This window comes from Bradyrhizobium sp. Pha-3 (assembly GCF_042258325.1).
Classification (GTDB): domain Bacteria; phylum Pseudomonadota; class Alphaproteobacteria; order Rhizobiales; family Xanthobacteraceae; genus Bradyrhizobium; species Bradyrhizobium elkanii.
Genome location: NZ_CP170151.1, coordinates 6,192,513 through 6,210,513, shown reverse-complemented (window position 1 = coordinate 6,210,513; position 18,001 = coordinate 6,192,513). Strand labels below are relative to the sequence as shown.

The following is an 18,001-nucleotide window of genomic DNA, read 5'->3' as shown; positions in this document are numbered from 1 at the left end:
GTTGCGTTTCGCGGACGTCGGTGGGCAAGACTGTGGTCAATTGGCACTATGTCATTTGGACGGCTTACGGAACGGAACCACGTCGGCGTCAGTCGCTCGGATCGCCACCCGCGCCAACTCAAGCGGGTCGAACCTGAGATCCGCTACCGCCTCAGCGACACTTTGCCGCTGCAATTTCGCGACGATTGCCTCGGTCACTTTCATCCATCGGGCCGTCTCTGCTGTGGCGTCTAGCATCGGGCTTTCCTTGGGCCGGCGGCGAAAGATTTTTGGTCATGATAACGCAGTGGAAATTGCACCAGCACCAGAGTCAAATCGTGCTGCATCACTGAGACAGCTATTCCAGGGCGTAACCCACACCGGGAAATACGCATAACGAAGCCGTGACTGCGGCGTCGGTTTAGCCTTCACGTGAAGGCTTCACGTGAGCCGCCGTAGCTCAGTTGGGAGAGCGCGTTCTTGGTAAGGACGAGGCCGTGCGTTCGATCCGCGCCGGTGGCACCATTCGCCAACTATGGACTTCCCTACGTTGGCTTCATCAACGCGGACGTGGCGGAATTTGGTAGACGCCGGCTGCTCAAAACAGTCTTTCTTGCGGGTTCGAATCCTGCTCGGGCCACCATCACGCTGAGCCTGGATAGACGCCCGTTGCGCGCTCGGTGCGCAGCAGCTTGAGCAGCCGCTCCTGTCGGCTGCGCAACTGATCCCAGAAGAAATCGCTGTCGAAGCGGCGCGGATCGTTTTGCGCCAGGTCAGGCAGCCTTCGACCGCGGAGCGCCGGCTGACGCGATACTGCTGAAGCGCGGTCAGCGTGTTCCACCATCTGATGTACTCGGCCATCTCGCGCTCGAGCACGGCATCAACCTGTTCATCAGAGAACTCGCAGAATTCTGGCTCACCGGATCAGAGGATAAGCCAATGTCTGTTCCGCCTTTTGGCAGAGGTCACGAAAGTGGTTTCCGAAACCCGTAGCGGTGAAGGGCTTACCGTGCCAGATGATCGCTCACCGGCATCGCATCGATCGTTGCCCGAAGGCGCGGCATGGCCTCGACGTTGAACGGCACTCCGATTTTCTGGCGACCCATTGTCCTCATACCCTCAGGCAGCAACGGCGGCTTTGGACTGCTTGTTCTCGGTCCAATTCCAGGGAAGCCGGTCGGCGGCTTTATTGGCGGGTGCCACCTCAGCTGAACTTGAACATGCTCGCGTCGAGCTGTCCCGGCGCGAGGCCGATCAGCCAGACCGCGTTGCCGGCGGCGTCCGTGACGATTGTGGTGTTGATCCCGGCATTATAGAATTCAGCCGCCTGGACGTCGGCGAACGAATGCAACGATGTACCCGCGAAGTTGACGAAGTCGTTCACTCCGCCCGTGTTGAAGTCCTGGATGACCATGATCTCCGAACTGGTGTCGTTGATGGTGAAGGTATCCGCACCGCCGCCGCCCCAGGCATAATCAACCCCGCCGCCGCCGGTAATCTGGTCGGCCCCGCTGCCCATCAGGAACACGTCGACGCCGCCACCGCCGGTCACCTTATCGCCGCCGTCGGAGCCATAAACATAGTTCTGGCCGGAACCGCCGTAGATGAGGTTGCCGTCGGTCTCGCCCGACGAGATGAAGATGTTCAGGCCGGAGCCGCCGTACATCGTATCGACGCCGGTGCCGCCATAGAAGTAGTTGGTGCCAACCCCGCCATAGAGGTAGTCAGTACCATCTCCGCCGAACATCACATTGACGTCGCTCGCGGCAGCACCTCCCGCGCCGATCAAGGTGTCGGTGCCGCTGCCGCCAAACAAATAGTTGAAGCCGGAGCCGCCATACTCCACGTCATTGCCGTCCTCTCCCAGCAGAACGTCGAGCCCGGGGCCGCCGATCAGGACGTCGTTGCCGGCGCCCGCATAGATGTAGTCGTTGCCGTCGCCGGTATCGCCATAATCGTTGCCGTTGCCAAGAACGAGGACATCGTTTCCACCGCCGCCGGTGGCGGTATCGTTGCCGTCACCGCCGTAGAGGGTATTGTTGCCGGCATTGCCTGTCAGGACATTGTTCAGTCCATTGCCGACGCCGGAGATGTTGCCGGCCCCGTCGAGGATCAGATTCTCGACGTTTGCGGTCAGGCCATAGGTGATGGTGGTGTAAACGGTGTCGGTGCCCTCGCCGGTGTTCTCGATCACCACATCGCCAGGATTGTCGACGTAACAGGTATCGTTGCCGAGCCCACCAACCATCGTGTCGGCGCCCAAACCACCTACGAGCGAATCTGCTCCCCCCGTGCCGTCGAGCAGGTTGTTGCCGGAATCACCGATCAGGGTATCGTTGAAGTCCGACCCACTCAGCGCCTCGATCGAGGTGTATGTGTCCCCGGCAGCCTCGCCCGTATTCGAGGCGGGCGTTGCAAGGCTGGCAAGTACGGCAGCGCTGGCGAAACTGTAATCTGCAAAGTCATTGCCGGCTCCGCCGTCCAGCACGTCGGCACCAAGGCCGCCGCGCAGAATGTTAGTACCCCCATCTCCCGTCAGGGTGTCGTTGAAGGCCGAGCCGATGATACCTTCGATCGAGGCGTAAGTGTCACCCGCAGCGTCGCCGGTGTTGACGGCCGAATTCGCGAGATTTGCAACCACTCCCGTCGCAGCATTGCCGTAATCTGCGAAGTCAAAGCCTGCTCCGCCGTCGAGCGAATCGGCGCCGGCCTGGCCACGCAGAGCATTGTTGCCTGCATCGCCGATCAGGGTGTCGGCAAAGGCACTTCCCTGGATGCCTTCAATCGAGGTGAACGTGTCTCCGGCGGCTTCACCGGTGTTCAGCGCGGAGTTTGCGAGATCGACGAGAACGCCAGTGCTCGCATTGCTATAATCGGCATAGTCGTATCCTGCTCCGCCGTCGAGGGAGTCCGCGCCAAGGCCGCCGCGGAGGAAGTTGGTGCCGGCGTCGCCGATCAGCGTATCGTTGAACTCACTTCCCCTGAGTGCTTCAATCGAGAAGTAGACATCTCCAGCAGCTTCTCCCGTACTCAGGGCAGAGTTCGCCAGATCGGCGACGACTCCGGCTGAAGCGTTGAAATAGTCGGCGTAGTCAAAGCCTGCTCCGCCGTCCAGCGAATCGGCACCTAGACCGCCTTGCAGGAAGTCAGCGTTGGCATCACCGATCAGATAATCGTTGAAGTTGCTGCCGATCAGTCCTTCGATCGAGGTGTAAGTGTCGCCGGTCGCGATGCCCGTATTGTCAGACGGGTTCGCTAGGCTTGCTCTAAGACCAGTACCCGAGTCGATGTAGGATGCGAAGTCAGTTCCGGTGCCGCCGTCAAGGGAGTCGGCGCCATCGCCGCCGATCAGCGTGTCATTGCCGGCAAGTCCCAACAGCGTGTCATTTGTATTCGAACCGTCTGGTGTCCCGGACAGAGAGTCGTTGCCCGATGTGCCCGTGAATGTCGCCATAATAATTCCCTTTGCGTCATCAATGGTTGCCGCGCAGCGAGCATCAAAACCAGCCGGAACGATCCGCTCGAGAGCCAAAAAGGGCGACAGCCGTGCAGCAGCGGAAAGCTGCCGGGCCAGTTAGCGTGTCGAGCTGATCGGATGACAGAAGTCCAATCGGAGCCATTCAGGCGGATTGGAGCGGCAATGAAATTCAAAATCTCCCATTTCTGTGCAATGATTAGAAAAATACGAAAGCGGTATGCAGGCAATCCCTCAAAAGAGTTACAAGCTGTCGAATACAACCAGTTCCAAAAGCGCCGGGAACCTCACGTGGGAAGAGAGATCGCTCGCAGCGTCCGCACCGCAGGCAGTATTCGAACGACGCGAACGCTCCTCGATGCGTGTCGCCTCCGCTATGGGTTTGCGAGAACTATCAGGACCGTTGGACGGGCCCGCATACCACGACGACGGTCCGCAAGATCTTGATTCATCGCAATTCAGCACCAGCAACGAGGGATTAAATGAGTGCGGTCACCCAGCTTTGTCGTTCAGTTTAAGGTTGATCAACTTCTTGCCACGTATCTTTAGGCCTCGCGTGCCGCGTTGCTTCATTGTCGGAGCAGCGCCTTGACGCGTCTAGCCGGCGGGCCGAGCAGGGCTGACAACGGGGTCCTCACCTTTTCAGGCACCTTCAACCAGAGGTCGCGGGCTCTACCTGTGAGAAGTCGATCTGGCGGTGGCGCTGAGCGGAGTGAAATCGGAGCGGTGAGCGGCAGATGCGGGGTCACCGTCGACCAGCTTTCGTTTTGCCCATCGATACGTACCAGAGCGAAGGTCAGTTGTCGTTCCCGCGGCGGACCAAGGATGCCGGCTTGCTCTATCGCTTCGTCGATGTCGCTGACAAATCTATGGTAGCCATAATCGCGACTTTCAATGACGTCATGGTAGGCGCGATCAACCATCTCTTGGAGGTCGGTCACGTCGGCGAGCCGCTTTAGGACGTCATCGAGATTCCTGTAGTCCTTTCGGAGTGGAATGTAGTGCTCGTCGGGTTTGATCACGTTGGAGTAGGATCCTTCGAACAAGATCAGCGCTGTCTTCAGTCCAATCGCTTCGAAGATCTTTGGGCTCATTTGACCCATGATGACATTGTTCTCATGCGGTGCTACCGCGCGCTTGTAAAGCTCATCATCGCTGAGATCCGGATGCTCTTTCGCCATCGCCAGAACATCGTTACGAATATCACCCCAGGCGTCCATCACGTTGGCGCCGCTCTCGGTTCCGAGCATAGCTCTGGTGCTAGTGATGAACCTAAACCAAGCGGAGCCATTAACGCGCTTGTCTTCTTCCCATTCAATGTCATGAGGAACATTGCGCGCAATACATTCGGCTCGCATCCGCTGCGCAATTGTTGATTTCTCGAATCCCAGTTGCCCGTACCAGATCGGAAGCTTGCGACCTCGGTAACCGAGCCAGAGGCGTCGCGCCGAGAGCGGGGTGGTTAGCTCAAACGGCAGTTCGTCGGGGACATAGCCGGTCAGGCAGGATCTAAAGTTTACGTTCGGGACTTCGTCGGCCGGATAAAACCGATCGATAAATGGCTTGGGCACGGTGGTGAAGATCGTGCTGATGCCGAGTTTCCTAATCAAAGCGCATGCCTTCCGCGGCATGTCGTATTCGTCCTGGATCAACAATATCTTGGGTCCACTGAATTTGGACACCAGTTCGACGAACGAGGGCGACATCGTTTCGAAGGGCATGCGTACCGAAAAGTGTACGATGAGCGCGTCGAACAATTCGAGTGGAAAATCGGCCCTGCAATCAAACGTTGCGGCGGCATAAACCACGTCATGTCTTGAATGGCGTTGGATCGCCATCAAGTGCTGACGGACGAATTCGGTGGCCAAGGCGTTCGGGTCATAGAGAACGAGAGTGCTGCGCGACCTGCTCTTAATGGCGGTATGCATCGTCCTCGCCGCCTCACTTCCCGGAATGCCGGTCTCGCAGGATGGAAATGGCCGGTGTCGGCCAATCGAACGGGTTGCCATACCGCGTGAGATAGTCTTCACCGGTTGGAAAATAGTAGAGCAGCTGGGACGGTCGAAATTGTCCCCTGAGAAGCGCCGTAACGAACGCTAGCCTGGATGCGCTGAGCTGTTCTCTCGCGCCAATGATCGCGATTGCATTAGGCGGGATAGGTTTTCCTGACGCGATCTCATCGAAGGTCGCGATGCAGGCGATACCTAGCGTGGGATCGATTGCCAGATGCGGCGTCTTTTCGTGCTCGCTTAGAAACAGCATTTGATGATTGCCTATCGCTCCTCCATCCCATCCTACAAAGCTGAGCGGTTTGCGATCCTCTTCGCTCAGGAGCAAACGTGAAATATAATAGGTCAGCAGACCGTAGTTCGAGCAATCGAGACACTCCGACTTCAGTAATTCGCTGAACTCCTGCGACGGGCACCCCTTGCCATAAGGTTTGAGGTTGTGCGCTGCAGTTGACGCAAGGATGTATGAGAGATCAACGCGACTGAGAAACGACCAGCTTTGCGGCAAACACCGTTGCATCTGGTCCAACGCCGTCGAAAGCCTCTCTGGGATGAGGTCTGGCCGCTCAAACATCGTCTCGCTGGAGAATGCGCCGAGGCGCGCCAATTCGACAATCTTGATCCGAGATGATTGGTATGTTGTCCGTAATGACGACATCCTTTTCTTGGACCGAAGAAACATTTTGAAATGGAACGTTAGCTGCTCCATGATAATTGCCGTCCCGAAAACGCTTCCAAAGATGCGATTTGATGAACTGATTGTCAGGTTAAGTTATGCTTTGCATATTTTTCTCCCGACACGATCTCTCGTCGAGGAATAGGATTCTTCCGATAGTTCTTGATTGAGGAATATCTTAGATTGAGTGCGTGCCCCAGTGGCCTCTACGAATACTTTATCCTCTCCGAAGGCGCCGCGCCTGGAACCCGTGAACGCCGTCACGCTGGAGGATGGCTGGCGCTGCTTAGGATCTAGGATGAAAGCGACCAAACCGTGGTGGTAGTGCATTCAGTCGAACGCAATTGCCGCGCTTGCCTCATTCCAAAGTCATAGGCCATGCGGCAGTTCGCGGCTTGAACTCACCTTCATTCTCGGCACAATGACGCGAGCCCGCCACCTCGCAGGTTTTGCCAAGCCGAACAAATAGATAGGGAAGAAATACGTGGGACAGATTGTAAAAACCACGGCTGCAATCGCGGCCCTCTTGCTGAGCGCGCCGGCCTTTGCCGGCTGGGAGCCGAGCAAGCCGGTCGAAATCGTGGTCGCGGCCGGTGCCGGCGGCGCCTCAGACCAGATGGCGCGCATGATGCAGGCGGCGATCCAGAAAAACAATCTGATGAAGCAGCCGATGGTGGTGTCGCTGAAGGGCGGCGCGTCGGGTGCGGAAGCGCTGATGTACATGAAGTCCAGCGAGGGTGATCCCAACAAGGTGCTGATCGCCTATTCGCTGATTTACATGCTGCCGCTGTCGGCCAAGATTCCGTTCAACTGGCGCGACCTCACCCCGGTGTCGGTGATCGCACTCGACCAGTTCGTGCTGTGGGACAACGCCTCCGGTCCGAAGACCGTGAAGGAGTTCATCGCTGCCGCGAAGGCAGCAAGTGCGCCGTTCAAGATGGGCGGCACCGGCTCCAAGCGCGAGGATCACGTGCTGACTGTGTTCATGGAGCAGAAGACCGGCGCAAAATTCTCCTATCTGCCGTACAAGTCCGGCGGCGAGGCCGCGACCCAGCTGGTCGGCGGCCACACCGAGTCCAACGTCAACAATCCGAGCGAGAACCTCGAAGTCTGGCGCGCCGGACAGGTTCGCGCGCTCTGCGTGTTCGACAAGGAGCGCATCTCCTACAAGACCAAGGTCACCGACACGCAATCCTGGAACGACATCCCGACCTGCAAGGAAGAGGGGCTCGACGTGCAGTATCTGATGCTGCGCGCGATGTTCCTGCCGGGCAAGGTCACGCAGGAGCAGCAGGCGTTCTATGTCGACCTGTTCCAGAAGGTGACGCAGACGCCGGAATACAAGGACTACATGGAGAAGCAGGCGCTGAAGCCGATCTTCCTCACCGGCAAGGACATGGTTGAGTTCCTCGAGGATGACGACAAGCAGAATGCCTCGCTGATGAACGCGGCAGGGTTCGTCGCAAAATAGCGGTCCGATCCGGAATTGCCTTGCAAGCGCAGCGGCGCAGTGATTACTGCGCCGCAGTATGGCCGAACGTCCGGCGAGCCCGATCGGGCTGGGTCACCCCTCCGGCGCCGTTGCGGGACCGTGAGGAGCGATCATGACCAAAGCCGTGTTGGGGATCATCGGTGGATCCGGCATCTACGACCTGCCGGGCCTGGAAAATGTCCGCGAGGAGGCAATCACAAGCCCCTGGGGCGAGCCGTCCGCGCCGCTCCGACGCGGCGAGATGGCGGGACTGCCGATAGTGTTCCTGCCGCGGCACGGCCATGGACACGCGCTGTCGCCGTCCGACATCAACTATCGCGCCAATATCGATGTGCTGAAGCGGGCGGGGGTCACCGACCTCATCGCGCTGTCCGCATGCGGCTCGTTCAAGGAAGAGCTGCCGCCGGGCACGTTCGTATTGGTCGACCAGTTCGTCGATCGCACCCACAAGCGAGAGAGCTCGTTCTTCGGCAAGGGCTGCGTCGCGCATGTCTCGATGGCGCATCCGGTGTCGCCGTTGCTGGCGAGGCACCTCGCCGCCGCGGCCGAAGCCGAAGCCATCGCCTTCGGCCGCGGCGGCACCTACCTCTGCATGGAGGGGCCGCAGTTCTCCTCGCTCGCCGAAAGCCTGACCTACAAGGCGCAAGGCTATTCGGTGATCGGCATGACCAACATGCCGGAAGCCAAGCTCGCCCGCGAGGCCGAGATCTGCTACGCCAGCGTGGCGATGGTCACTGATTTCGATTGCTGGCATCCGGCGCATGATGCCGTGACAGTGCAGGATATCATCCGCGTGCTGAATTCGAATGCCGAGAAGGCCAAGGCGCTGGTCGCGCGGCTGGCGCGGGATTTCCCGCGCGAGCACGAGCCGTGTCCGGTCGGTTCGGATCGTGCGCTGGACACCGCGCTGATCACGGCGCCCGCGGCCCGCGATCCGCGGCTGCTGGCCAAGCTCGATGCCGTCGCTGGACGGGTGCTACGCTCGTGAAGAAGTGCTTCAGGAGCGCGCGACGCGAAGGGCGTAGGACATGAAAGTCGATGGACGACATTTTCGCAGCATCTGGCTCGAGCCCGACGGCTGGTCGGTCGGCGCGATCGATCAGCGCCGGTTGCCGCATGAATTCATCGTCGCCAAACTCACCACGGCGGACGAGGCCGGCGAGGCGATCCGCTCGATGCTGGTCCGCGGCGCGCCGCTGATCGGCGCGACCGCAGCCTATGGTGTGGCGCTTGCGATGCGCGCCGACGCCTCCGATGCGGCGCTCGAGCGCGCCGGCAAGATGCTGCTTGCGACCCGGCCGACCGCGGTCAATCTGAAATGGGCTGTTGACGAGATGCAGCGTGCGCTGGCGCCGCTCGCGGCTTCGGCCCGCGCCGAGGCGGCCTATGCCCGCGCGCGCGAGATCGCCGACGAGGATGTCGAGATCAACCGCGAGATCGGCCGTCACGGGCTCGGCCTGATCGAGACGATCGCTGCGACCAAGAAGCCGGGCGAGGTGGTGAACGTCCTGACGCATTGCAACGCCGGCTGGCTTGCAACCGTGGATTGGGGAACGGCGACATCGCCGATCTACCAGGCGCACGATCGCGGCATTCCGGTCCACGTCTGGGTCGACGAGACGCGGCCGCGCAATCAGGGCGCCTCGCTCACCGCCTGGGAACTCGGTCACCACGGCGTGCCGCACACCGTGATCCCCGACAACACCGGCGGCCATCTGATGCAGCATCGGATGGTCGATCTCGCGATCGTCGGCACCGATCGCGTCGCCGCCAATGGCGACGTCTGCAACAAGATCGGGACCTATCTGAAAGCGCTCGCTGCCCACGACAACAGCGTGCCGTTCTATGTTGCGCTGCCGTCACCGACCATCGACTTTAGTATCGATGACGGTGTCAGGCAGATTCCGATCGAGCAGCGCGCGGCCGACGAGGTGACGCACCTCACGGGACGCACGGCGGATGGCCGGATTGAAACCGTGCGCGTGGTTCCGGACGGCTCGTCGGTGGCCAATTTCGGCTTCGACGTGACGCCGGCGCGGCTGGTGACCGGATTGATCACCGAGCGCGGCGTTCTCAAGCCGGAGCGTGCTGCACTTGCGAGCGCCTTTCCCGAACGTTCCACCGTTTAGCTGAAGGCTGCATTGACGGTGGTTGCATCAGCACGCTATCCCAATCGTTGCCCTCGCAACCCAGACCGTCTCATCCATGTCCAATACCGAACTTGAGATCGTCGTCGACGATCCGACCGCACCTGAAGATAACTCGCCGGCGGTCGTCAGCACCGGCGTCGTCGACGTCGTCGTGTCGTTGCTGCTGCTTGCGCTCGCCGTGGTGCTCGGCTGGACAATTGGCGCACGGGCGTGTCGTGGGACTCGACCGGTCCGCAGCCGGGCTATTTTCCGTTCTACCTCTCGGTGATCCTCGGCGGTGCCAGCCTCTATGGCCTGGGTGCCGCCTTCGTCTCGCGCCGGGAAGCTGCCGAGACCTTTGTCACCCGGGCCCAGCTTCGCCGGGTGATGGCGGTGTTCGTGCCGACATTGCTGTTCTGCCTCGCCACCCAATATCTCGGCCTCTACGTCGCGAGCTTTCTCTTGATCGCGGGCTTCATGCGCCTCGTCGGCAAGATCGCGCTGTGGAAGTCGCTGCTCACCGCCTTCGTCTTCACCGCCGCGATGTTCATAACGTTCGATGTCGCGTTCGACGTCATCATGCCGAAGGGGCCGCTCGAAGCGGCTCTCGGCCGCTAGCGAACCGACAGGATTTCGCGATCCTGCTGCCGCTGACCTTCACGATGGATCCGACGTCCGCGATCGTGATGCTGTCGTGCATCTACTGGGGCGCGCTGTTCGGCGGCGCCATCACCTCGATCCTGTTCAACATCCCGGGCGAGGCCTGGTCGGTCGCGACCACCTTCGACGGCTATCCGATGGCGCAGCAGGGCAGGGCGGCCGAAGCGCTCACCGCGGCGTTCACCTCGTCCTTCGTCGGTTCCCTGGTCGCGGTGCTGCTGATCACCTTCCTGGCGCCGATGATCTCGTCGTTTGCGCTGAGGTTCGGCCCGCCGGAATTCTTCGCCGTTTATCTCCTGACCTTCTGTTCCTTCGTCGGCCTCGGCCGCGAGGCCAAGCACAAGACGGTGATCTCGATGTCGCTCGGGCTGCTGCTTGCCGGCGTCGGCATGGATACGGTGTCCGGGCAGCTGCGCATGACGTTCGGCTCCGCTGAGCTCTTGCGCGGTATCAACTTCCTCGTCGCCGTCATCGGCCTGTTCGGCATCAGCGAGATCCTGCTCACGATGGAGGAGCGCCTCGCGCTGCGTGGACACGCCGCCGGCATCAGCCTGCGCGTCGTGCTCTCGGTGTGGAAGGACTTGCCGAAATACTGGGTGACGCTGCTGCGCTCGTCGGTGATCGGCTGCTGGCTCGGCATCACGCCGGGCGGCGCGATCGCGGCCTCCTTCATGGGCTACAACCTCGCCAAGCGCTTCGCCAAGGATCAAGAGAGCTTTGGCAAGGGCCGGATCGAGGGCGTGTTCGCGCCGGAGACCGCCGCGCATGCCTCAGGCACCTCGGCGCTGCTGCCGATGCTGGCGCTGGGCATTCCCGGCTCGGGGACCGCTGCGATCCTGCTCGGCGGCCTGATGGTATGGGGCCTCAACCCGGGGCCGCTGCTGTTCGTCGAGCACAAGGATTTCGTCTGGGGCCTGATCGCCTCGATGTATCTCGGCAATGTCGTCGGCCTGGTGCTGGTGCTGACCACGGTGCCGATCTTCGCCTCGATCCTGCGCGTGCCGTTCGCGGCGGTAGCGCCGATGATCGTGGTGTCCTGCGCGATCGGCGCCTATGCGATCCAGAATGCGATGTTCGATATCTGGCTGATGCTGGGCTTCGGCGTCGTCGGCTACGTCTTCAAGAAGATCGGGATTCCGCTCGCGCCGTTCACCCTGGCATTGGTGCTCGGCAACCGCGCCGAGGATGCGTTCCGCCTCTCGATGATCGGCTCCGGCGGCGACATGAAGGTGTTCTGGTCGAACGGCCTGGTCGGCACCATCACGACGCTGGCGATCGTGCTGCTGTTCTGGCCGGTGATCGACAAGGCGTTCGTCGGGCTCGGACGAATGCTGCGGCCTGCACGGGCGTAGTGGTGGTCCGGGATCCGGCGACCTCGAACCGCTAGGGCGTTGGTGGTTTGATACCGTCAAACCACCTTGCGCTGACGGAGCTCGGCGATCTCATCCTTGCCGAAGCCGAATTCGGCCAGCAGCTCTTCGGTCTGCTCGCCGAACTCCGGCGGGCGGGCGGCCATCCTGCTCGGCGTCCGCGACAGCGTCACCGGCTGGCTGACCAGCTGGATCTGCCGGTTCTCGTCATTGGGCACGTGCTGGGCCATGCCGAGATGCTTGACCTGGGCATCCTCGAACATCTGGTCGATCGCGTAGATCGGCCCGCACGGCACGCCGGCGGCGTTCAGCTCCTGCACCCAGGTCTCGGTCGATTTCTTCTCGGTCAGCGCGCCGATCCTGGCGTTCAGCGCGTCGCGATTCTTCGAGCGGGCCGGGGCGGTCGCGTAGTCGGGGTCGGTGACCAGCTCGGGCGCGCCGATCGCCTGTGCACAACGCTCCCAGATCCGCCCGCCTGTCGTGGCGATGTTGATGTAGCCGTCGGAGGTCTTGAACACGCCGGTCGGGATCGAGGTCGGATGGTTGTTGCCGGCCTGCTTGGCCACTTCCTTTTCCATCAGCCAGCGTGCCGCCTGGAAATCCAGCATGAAGATCTGGGCCTGCAGCAGCGAGGTCTGCACCCACTGGCCTTCGCCGGATACGTCGCGCTCCAGCAGCGCCGTGAGGATGCCGATCGCACAGAACAGGCCCGCGGTGAGGTCGGCGACGGGAATGCCGACCCGCATCGGTCCGCCGCCGGGCGCGCCGGTCACCGACATCAGGCCGCCCATGCCTTGGGCGATCTGATCGAAGCCTGGGCGCTTGTGATAGGGGCCGTCCTGACCGAACCCGGAGATGCTGCCATAGACGATCCGCGGGTTGATCTTGCGGATGCTCTCGTAATCGATGCCGAGCTTGGCCTTGACGTCCGGCCGGAAGTTTTCGACCACGACATCAGCCTGTTCGGCCAGTCGCTTGAACACCTCGAGCCCCTTGGGGTCCTTGAGGTTCAGCGTCATGGCGCGCTTGTTGCGATGCAGGTTCTGGAAGTCGGACCCGCCGCGCGGGCCGCCCGGCTGCTCGCCACCGCCGTCCTCCATTAGCGCATCGATCTTGACGACATTGGCGCCCCAATCGGCGAGCTGACGCACGCAGGTCGGCCCAGACCGGACCCGGGTCAAATCCAGCACGGTGAAACGGGACAGGGCTTGGGATGCGCGGGGAAAGGGCATTGAGACACCTCTTGTTGGGCGGGCTGCCCGGGGGCTTGAGCCCATCTGCCATAGACAATTTGGCAGGCCTTTCCAACTGTTACCCGGATCACAAACGGGGCCGGAAACAACCAGCCATGGTTCCGTGAAGTTCGGCTCCTGTATTTTGCGGTCCTGGCCTGGCCCCCACACCTCCCCGCCGTCCGCCAACTCTCGACAATCACCGCGCCGGCTGCTAGCCCGTCGCCATGCCGAATGGGTTTTGCCCTTACGGAAGAGGCACTTGAGGCGTATCGGAGCGATGGACCGAAAGCGGACATGGCGGTGAAAAAGGGTCCATCCCATCTGCTCGGTAACTCGGCATGGAACGCGACCGCCTTCGCGGTCGCGGTGCTGCTCAACCTCGCGATCCTGCCGTTCGTGATTTTCCGGCTCGGTCTCGCCGCTTTCGGCGTCGCGGGTCTGGTGACGGCCTGTGTCGCGCCGGCGCTGATGTTCAGCAATGCGCTCGGCCTTTCGACGGCACGCGAGCTCGCGCAAAGGTTGGAATTGTCCGATCGCGACGAGGCGCGGCGGTTTTTTGCGACCGCCTTGGCGCTTGCCATCGTCGTGGGCTGTCTGATTGCGGCCTTGCTCGGCGTTGCGGGAGCACCGCTCGCGCGATTGGGATTTCACCTCGGCGGCGCGGCTGCCGACGACCTCGCGCTTGCCTTCGCATTGGCTGGCGCCGGTTGGCTGTTCCAATGCCTGTTCGCCGTCTTCCTCTCGCTGTTCACGGCGCGCCAGGACTATCGGCGGATCGCGTCGATCAGCATCACGGGTACGGTGGTGACGACGATGTCGATGCTGCTGCTGATCCCCTACGCGCCGCGGGCCTCCACCTTCCTCGGCTGTCAGGCCTTGGGCTTCGCAACCAATCTCCTGATGGTCGTCGCCTGGTCGCGACGCGCAATCAGTGACTGGCTGGCACGGCCGGCGCTCGATCGCGGCGCGTTGCGTGCACTGGTGAAGCTTGGCGGCTGGCAGGTCGCGGCGCAAAGCGGCGCGCTGTTCGCAGGCCAGGCGGACCGTTATCTGCTCGGCGCGCTGCTGCAGCCGCAATTCGTCGGCTTCTACAGCGTCGCGCAGCGGCTGGAGGAGGCTGTCTATATCGGTGTGCTGAAGATCGGCGAGATCTTGTTCCCGTTCTTCAGCACCCTGCAGAGGGAAGATGACGATCGCAAGGTCGACCTCTTGCTTCGCTCGTCCTGGATTCTCAATGTGCTTGCCGCGAGCGCGCTGGGTGGCCTGATCCCGGTCGCAGGCGCATTGCTGCATCGATGGACCGGCGCCGAGGTCGCCGCCGAGGCCCAGCTGGTGCTGGTGGTGCTCGCGATCAGCGGAATATTGGGGTCCAGCGCCAATGTGTTTGCGTTCTATCTGCTGTCGCAGGGGCGCTCCAGTTCCAACGCGCTGATCTCGCTGGTCACGGGCATCTTCACGCTGGCGACCAGCGCCGTCGCGCTGCCATATTTCGGCTGGGAGGCGGCCGGTTGGAGCTCCTGCGTCGGGATGGTCGCCCAGATGGTGATCACCGTGCTGTTGCTGCGGCGAACCTTCCGCCTTTCAGGTATGTGGTCACGGATGTTGCATTTCGTATTGATCCCGCTCGGCACGGGCGTAGCCATGGCGCTGGCGCTGCGTTCGCAGCTCGGCCATGCGTCATTCGACCACGCGCCGTCATGGTGGTATGTGGTGTCGCTCTACGGCGTGTCGGCGGCGGCGATCTTCGTTGCCGCCGTCGCCGCGTCGCAGCTCGGTCCCTATCGCGCCGTGTGCTGGCGGGATCTCCGCGTCATCAGCAGTCGCTTCCTGCCCTTCAAGGCCATCTAGACATGTGCGGCATCGCAGGCATCGTCAATCTGCGCGGAGCTCCCGTGGAGCCGGCCGACATCTCGCGGCTCACCAATTTGATCGCGCATCGCGGTCCGTTCGGCGAGGGCACCTGGTTCAATGCCAAGCGAAACGTCGCCTTCGGCCATCGCCGGCTCGCCATCATCGATCCCGGCGAGGGCGGCTATCAGCCGATGGTGTCAGGCGATGGCCGCCATGTGATCGTCTACAATGGCGAGATCTACAACTTCCTCGAATTGCGCCGCGAGCTCGAGGCAAAGGGCGCGGTTTTCCGCAGTCAGTCCGATACCGAAGTGATCCTTGCCGCCTGGCAGGCATGGGGCGAGGACATGCTGCTGCGCTTCAACGGCATGTGGGCGCTGGCGATCTACGACACGGCCACGGATAATCTGTTTCTGGCGCGCGATCGCTTCGGCATCAAGCCGATGCTGTATGCGTTGTCGTCCGAGCGCTTCGTGTTCGCGTCCGAGCAGCGCGCACTGGCGCGGAGCGGGCTGGTCGAAACGTCGCTCGATGTCGACGTAGCGCGGCGGCTGTTGCTTGACCCGTTCGGGATCGAAGGGAGCGAGCGAACACTGTTCGCGCAACTGCGCCGCCTGCAGGGCGGCCACTGCATGTGGTTGCGCCAGGGGCGTGTGCAGGTGCGCCGCTGGTGGCGAACCGTGGACCACCTGCCGGCAATCCCGGATACCGAGACCGCGCGCGTCGGGCGCTTTCGCGACCTGTTTCAGGATTCCGTCGCGCTGCGGATGCGCAGCGACGTTCCGATCGGGACCTGTCTGTCCGGGGGCTTCGATTCGTCCGCGGTGATCTGCGCCATGGCGAGCCATGAGAAGGCCGGCATGGGACCGCGTGACTCGACCGCCTGGCGACACGCCTTTGTCGCGACCTTTCCCGGCGCCAGCAATGACGAGCGGCCGATGGCGGAGGAAGCGGCCGCGTGGGCCGAGGTGGCACCGAGCTTTCTCGAGATCGGGCGCTCCGACGCGCTCACCGACCTTGACCGCATCCTCGACGACAATGACGACGTCTATATCGGGCTGCCGAGCGCGCCGTGGTTGATCTATCGCGAGCTCCGGCGCCAGAACGTCACCGTGTCACTCGATGGCCACGGCGCGGACGAATTGATGGGCGCCTACCTGCAGGAGGGACAGCCGGCCGCATTCCGGATCCGGAACGCAGCCGCCGCGCTCACCTCACGATCGCAGCTGGCACAGCGCGGCATCGACTTCCTGCGCGCGCAGATGATCAGGCGCGAGGGGCACTACTTCCTGCGCGGAGGCGCTGCGGCCGCGCCTGCGCCGCTGCCGCTGGTCGCCGAGGATGACGAATTGCCTGATACATGGGGTGCGTTGAACCGGCGCCTCTACCGCATGTTCCATTCGACCACGCTGCCCACCATCCTGCGCAATTTCGACCGGCTCTCGATGGCGCACGGGATCGAGGTCCGCATGCCGTTCATGGACTGGCGGCTGGTCACCTACACGATGGCGCTGCCAGAAACGAGCAAGTCGGCAGACGGCCTGACCAAGGTGGTGGCGCGGCAGGCGATGGCGAACCTGATGCCCGAAAGCATCCGCACCGCGCGCCGCAAGGTAGGCTTCAACTCGCCGATGCCGGAATGGCTGAACGGGCCATTGGCGGGCTGGACGGCAGAGCTGCTCGAGCGGAATGTTCCGGCATTTGCCGAGTTCGTCGACGAAACGCCCCTTCGAAAGGCGGTCGGCCGCTTGACGGCGTCGCAGAGCTGGGATTGGAAGAGTGTCGGCCGGATCTGGCCTTATCTGAACATGAAATGGATGTTGGCAAGGTCCGCGTAACCAATGCGTCTGTTCCAGAATAGCGGTCTCTATCCGTCCTATTTGCCGAGGCTGAACCAGCTCGCGGCAAAAGCGTCAAGTTTCGACGCGCGCCGCGACGTGTTCCTGCATGATCGGTTTGGCGCCGCGCATTTTCTCAAGCCCGTGCTCGACGGCGCAGCTGAAGCCTTCTTCACGAATGGCGACGACGAAGTGCTGCAGCGCCAGTGGGCGCGTGAGCAGGGCATGAAGGAAGCGCCGACGCTCGAGGCCATTCTGCTCGCGCAGATCGAGCATCACAGAACTGAGGTGTTCTACAATCTCGATCCGGTGCGCTATCCGAGCGCGTTCGTCGCCAAGCTTCCCGGCTGCGTGAAGAAGACGCTGTGCTGGCGCGCCGCGCCCTCCGGAAATGCCGATCTCACCGCCTATGGCGCGGTGCTTGGAAACTTCCCCTCGATCCTCGAGGCGTGGCGCAGCAAGGGGTGCCGGGCGGAACTCTTCTTCCCCGCGATCGACCCTGTCATGGAGCAGTACGGCCACGGCGAACGGCCGATCGACGTGGCGTTTGTCGGTGGATATTCGCGGCATCATAGCGCGCGCGGCAGGACGCTCGAACAGGTCGCCGCCCTGGCGGCTGACCGCAAGATCGTGTTCTGTCTCGATGCGTCGCGGCTGACACGGCTTGCCGAAAGCGCGGTCGGTCGATTGCTGCCGCTGCGCAAGCACAGGCGCCCCGACGCCATCGCGCGAATCGCGAGGTTGCCGCTGTTCGGCAGGGACCTCTACGAGCTGTTCGGATCGGCGAAGATCGTGCTCAATGGCGCGATCGACATGGCCGGCAACGATCGCGGCAATATGCGCTGCTTCGAGGCGATGGGTTGCGGGTCGTTGCTCGTGTCGGATGCCGGCAACTATCCGGAGGCGATGCAGGACGGCGTCACGATGCGCACCTACGACGCTCCCGAGCGGGCCGCCGAGGCGATCTCACGCAGCCTGCAGGATTGGCCCCAATGGGCTGCGATCGCCGCCTCCGGCAGGAGTCGCGTGCAGGAGACCTACAGCAAGGCCTCGCAATGGGTGCAGTTTATCGACCTCGTCGCGCGGATTGAGCCGTGCTAGACGATACACAGAGCCGGCTAAGGGCGGGCGATTGCGCTGAGATGATGTCTGTGTCTGCAGGTGACTTGATCCATCAGCTGAGATGGTCGGTCGGTGGGTCTGCCTCGCCGAATTGTGAAGGTTACGGGGCACCGCGATGCGAGGGGATGATGCAAGTCGGTTCGAGCGGCGCGGCGGCCGCGGCCG

Annotated in this window: 11 protein-coding genes, 2 tRNA genes and 2 pseudogenes; 10 read left to right on the top strand and 5 right to left on the bottom strand. The window is 62.2% G+C overall.

Annotation, left to right across the window (positions count from 1 at the left end):
• Positions 1-51: 51 nt before the first annotated feature.
• Positions 52-237, bottom strand: coding sequence for a hypothetical protein (locus tag ACE10X_RS29480; RefSeq protein ID WP_259239821.1), 186 nt, complete (start codon positions 235-237; stop codon positions 52-54).
• A gap of 191 nt (positions 238-428) precedes the next feature.
• Here ACE10X_RS29480 and ACE10X_RS29475 point away from each other — a divergent pair.
• Positions 429-504: transfer RNA gene (locus ACE10X_RS29475), tRNA-Thr, on the top strand.
• A 45-nt stretch (positions 505-549) separates the two neighbouring features.
• Positions 550-622 (top strand) — tRNA-Leu (locus ACE10X_RS29470).
• Positions 623-1,183: 561 nt separating this feature from the next.
• Here the strand turns inward: ACE10X_RS29470 and ACE10X_RS29465 are convergent.
• The 3 genes from ACE10X_RS29465 to ACE10X_RS29455 all read right to left on the bottom strand — a co-directional run bounded on the left by ACE10X_RS29465 (position 1,184) and on the right by ACE10X_RS29455 (position 6,172).
• Positions 1,184-3,433, bottom strand: a complete 2,250-nt coding sequence (locus ACE10X_RS29465) for a calcium-binding protein (protein WP_375763240.1) — start codon at positions 3,431-3,433, stop codon at positions 1,184-1,186.
• 590 nt (positions 3,434-4,023) lie between these two features.
• The gene (locus tag ACE10X_RS29460) at positions 4,024-5,382 is read right to left on the bottom strand and encodes a hypothetical protein (RefSeq protein ID WP_253591590.1); all 1,359 of its coding nucleotides are present in this window, start codon (positions 5,380-5,382) and stop codon (positions 4,024-4,026) included.
• Between the two features lie 13 nt (positions 5,383-5,395).
• On the bottom strand, positions 5,396-6,172 hold the full coding sequence (locus ACE10X_RS29455; RefSeq protein ID WP_253591591.1) for a hypothetical protein: 777 nt from the start codon (positions 6,170-6,172) through the stop codon (positions 5,396-5,398).
• A 460-nt stretch (positions 6,173-6,632) separates the two neighbouring features.
• Between ACE10X_RS29455 and ACE10X_RS29450 the strand changes: the two genes are divergently transcribed.
• The 5 genes and pseudogenes from ACE10X_RS29450 to ACE10X_RS29430 form a co-directional block, all read left to right on the top strand.
• Positions 6,633-7,610: a tripartite tricarboxylate transporter substrate binding protein gene (locus tag ACE10X_RS29450; RefSeq protein WP_370168858.1), complete on the top strand. Its 978-nt coding sequence runs from the start codon at positions 6,633-6,635 to the stop codon at positions 7,608-7,610.
• A 133-nt stretch (positions 7,611-7,743) separates the two neighbouring features.
• Positions 7,744-8,619, top strand: coding sequence for an S-methyl-5'-thioadenosine phosphorylase (locus tag ACE10X_RS29445; protein ID WP_069275535.1), 876 nt, complete (start codon positions 7,744-7,746; stop codon positions 8,617-8,619).
• A 40-nt stretch (positions 8,620-8,659) separates the two neighbouring features.
• On the top strand, positions 8,660-9,760 hold the full coding sequence (gene mtnA, locus ACE10X_RS29440; RefSeq protein WP_253591592.1) for an S-methyl-5-thioribose-1-phosphate isomerase: 1,101 nt from the start codon (positions 8,660-8,662) through the stop codon (positions 9,758-9,760).
• Between the two features lie 76 nt (positions 9,761-9,836).
• Positions 9,837-10,378 (top strand): annotated as a pseudogene (locus ACE10X_RS29435) (tripartite tricarboxylate transporter TctB family protein).
• Between the two features lie 17 nt (positions 10,379-10,395).
• Positions 10,396-11,772 (top strand): annotated as a pseudogene (locus ACE10X_RS29430) (tripartite tricarboxylate transporter permease); the annotation flags it as partial.
• Positions 11,773-11,828: 56 nt separating this feature from the next.
• Here the strand turns inward: ACE10X_RS29430 and ACE10X_RS29425 are convergent.
• The gene (locus tag ACE10X_RS29425) at positions 11,829-13,022 is read right to left on the bottom strand and encodes a CaiB/BaiF CoA-transferase family protein (RefSeq protein WP_253591594.1); all 1,194 of its coding nucleotides are present in this window, start codon (positions 13,020-13,022) and stop codon (positions 11,829-11,831) included.
• Between the two features lie 297 nt (positions 13,023-13,319).
• Between ACE10X_RS29425 and ACE10X_RS29420 the strand changes: the two genes are divergently transcribed.
• The 3 genes from ACE10X_RS29420 to ACE10X_RS29410 are packed head-to-tail and all read left to right on the top strand — an operon-like array spanning position 13,320 to position 17,815.
• Entirely contained in the window at positions 13,320-14,873 is a 1,554-nt protein-coding gene (locus ACE10X_RS29420; protein WP_375763239.1) for a lipopolysaccharide biosynthesis protein, read from the top strand.
• A gap of 2 nt (positions 14,874-14,875) precedes the next feature.
• On the top strand, positions 14,876-16,714 hold the full coding sequence (gene asnB / locus ACE10X_RS29415; protein ID WP_253591596.1) for an asparagine synthase (glutamine-hydrolyzing): 1,839 nt from the start codon (positions 14,876-14,878) through the stop codon (positions 16,712-16,714).
• A gap of 3 nt (positions 16,715-16,717) precedes the next feature.
• Positions 16,718-17,815 carry a glycosyltransferase gene (locus ACE10X_RS29410; RefSeq protein WP_069275541.1) on the top strand — a complete coding sequence of 366 codons (1,098 nt, stop codon included), beginning with the start codon at positions 16,718-16,720 and terminating at the stop codon, positions 17,813-17,815.
• The last annotated feature ends 186 nt before the right edge of the window (positions 17,816-18,001 follow it).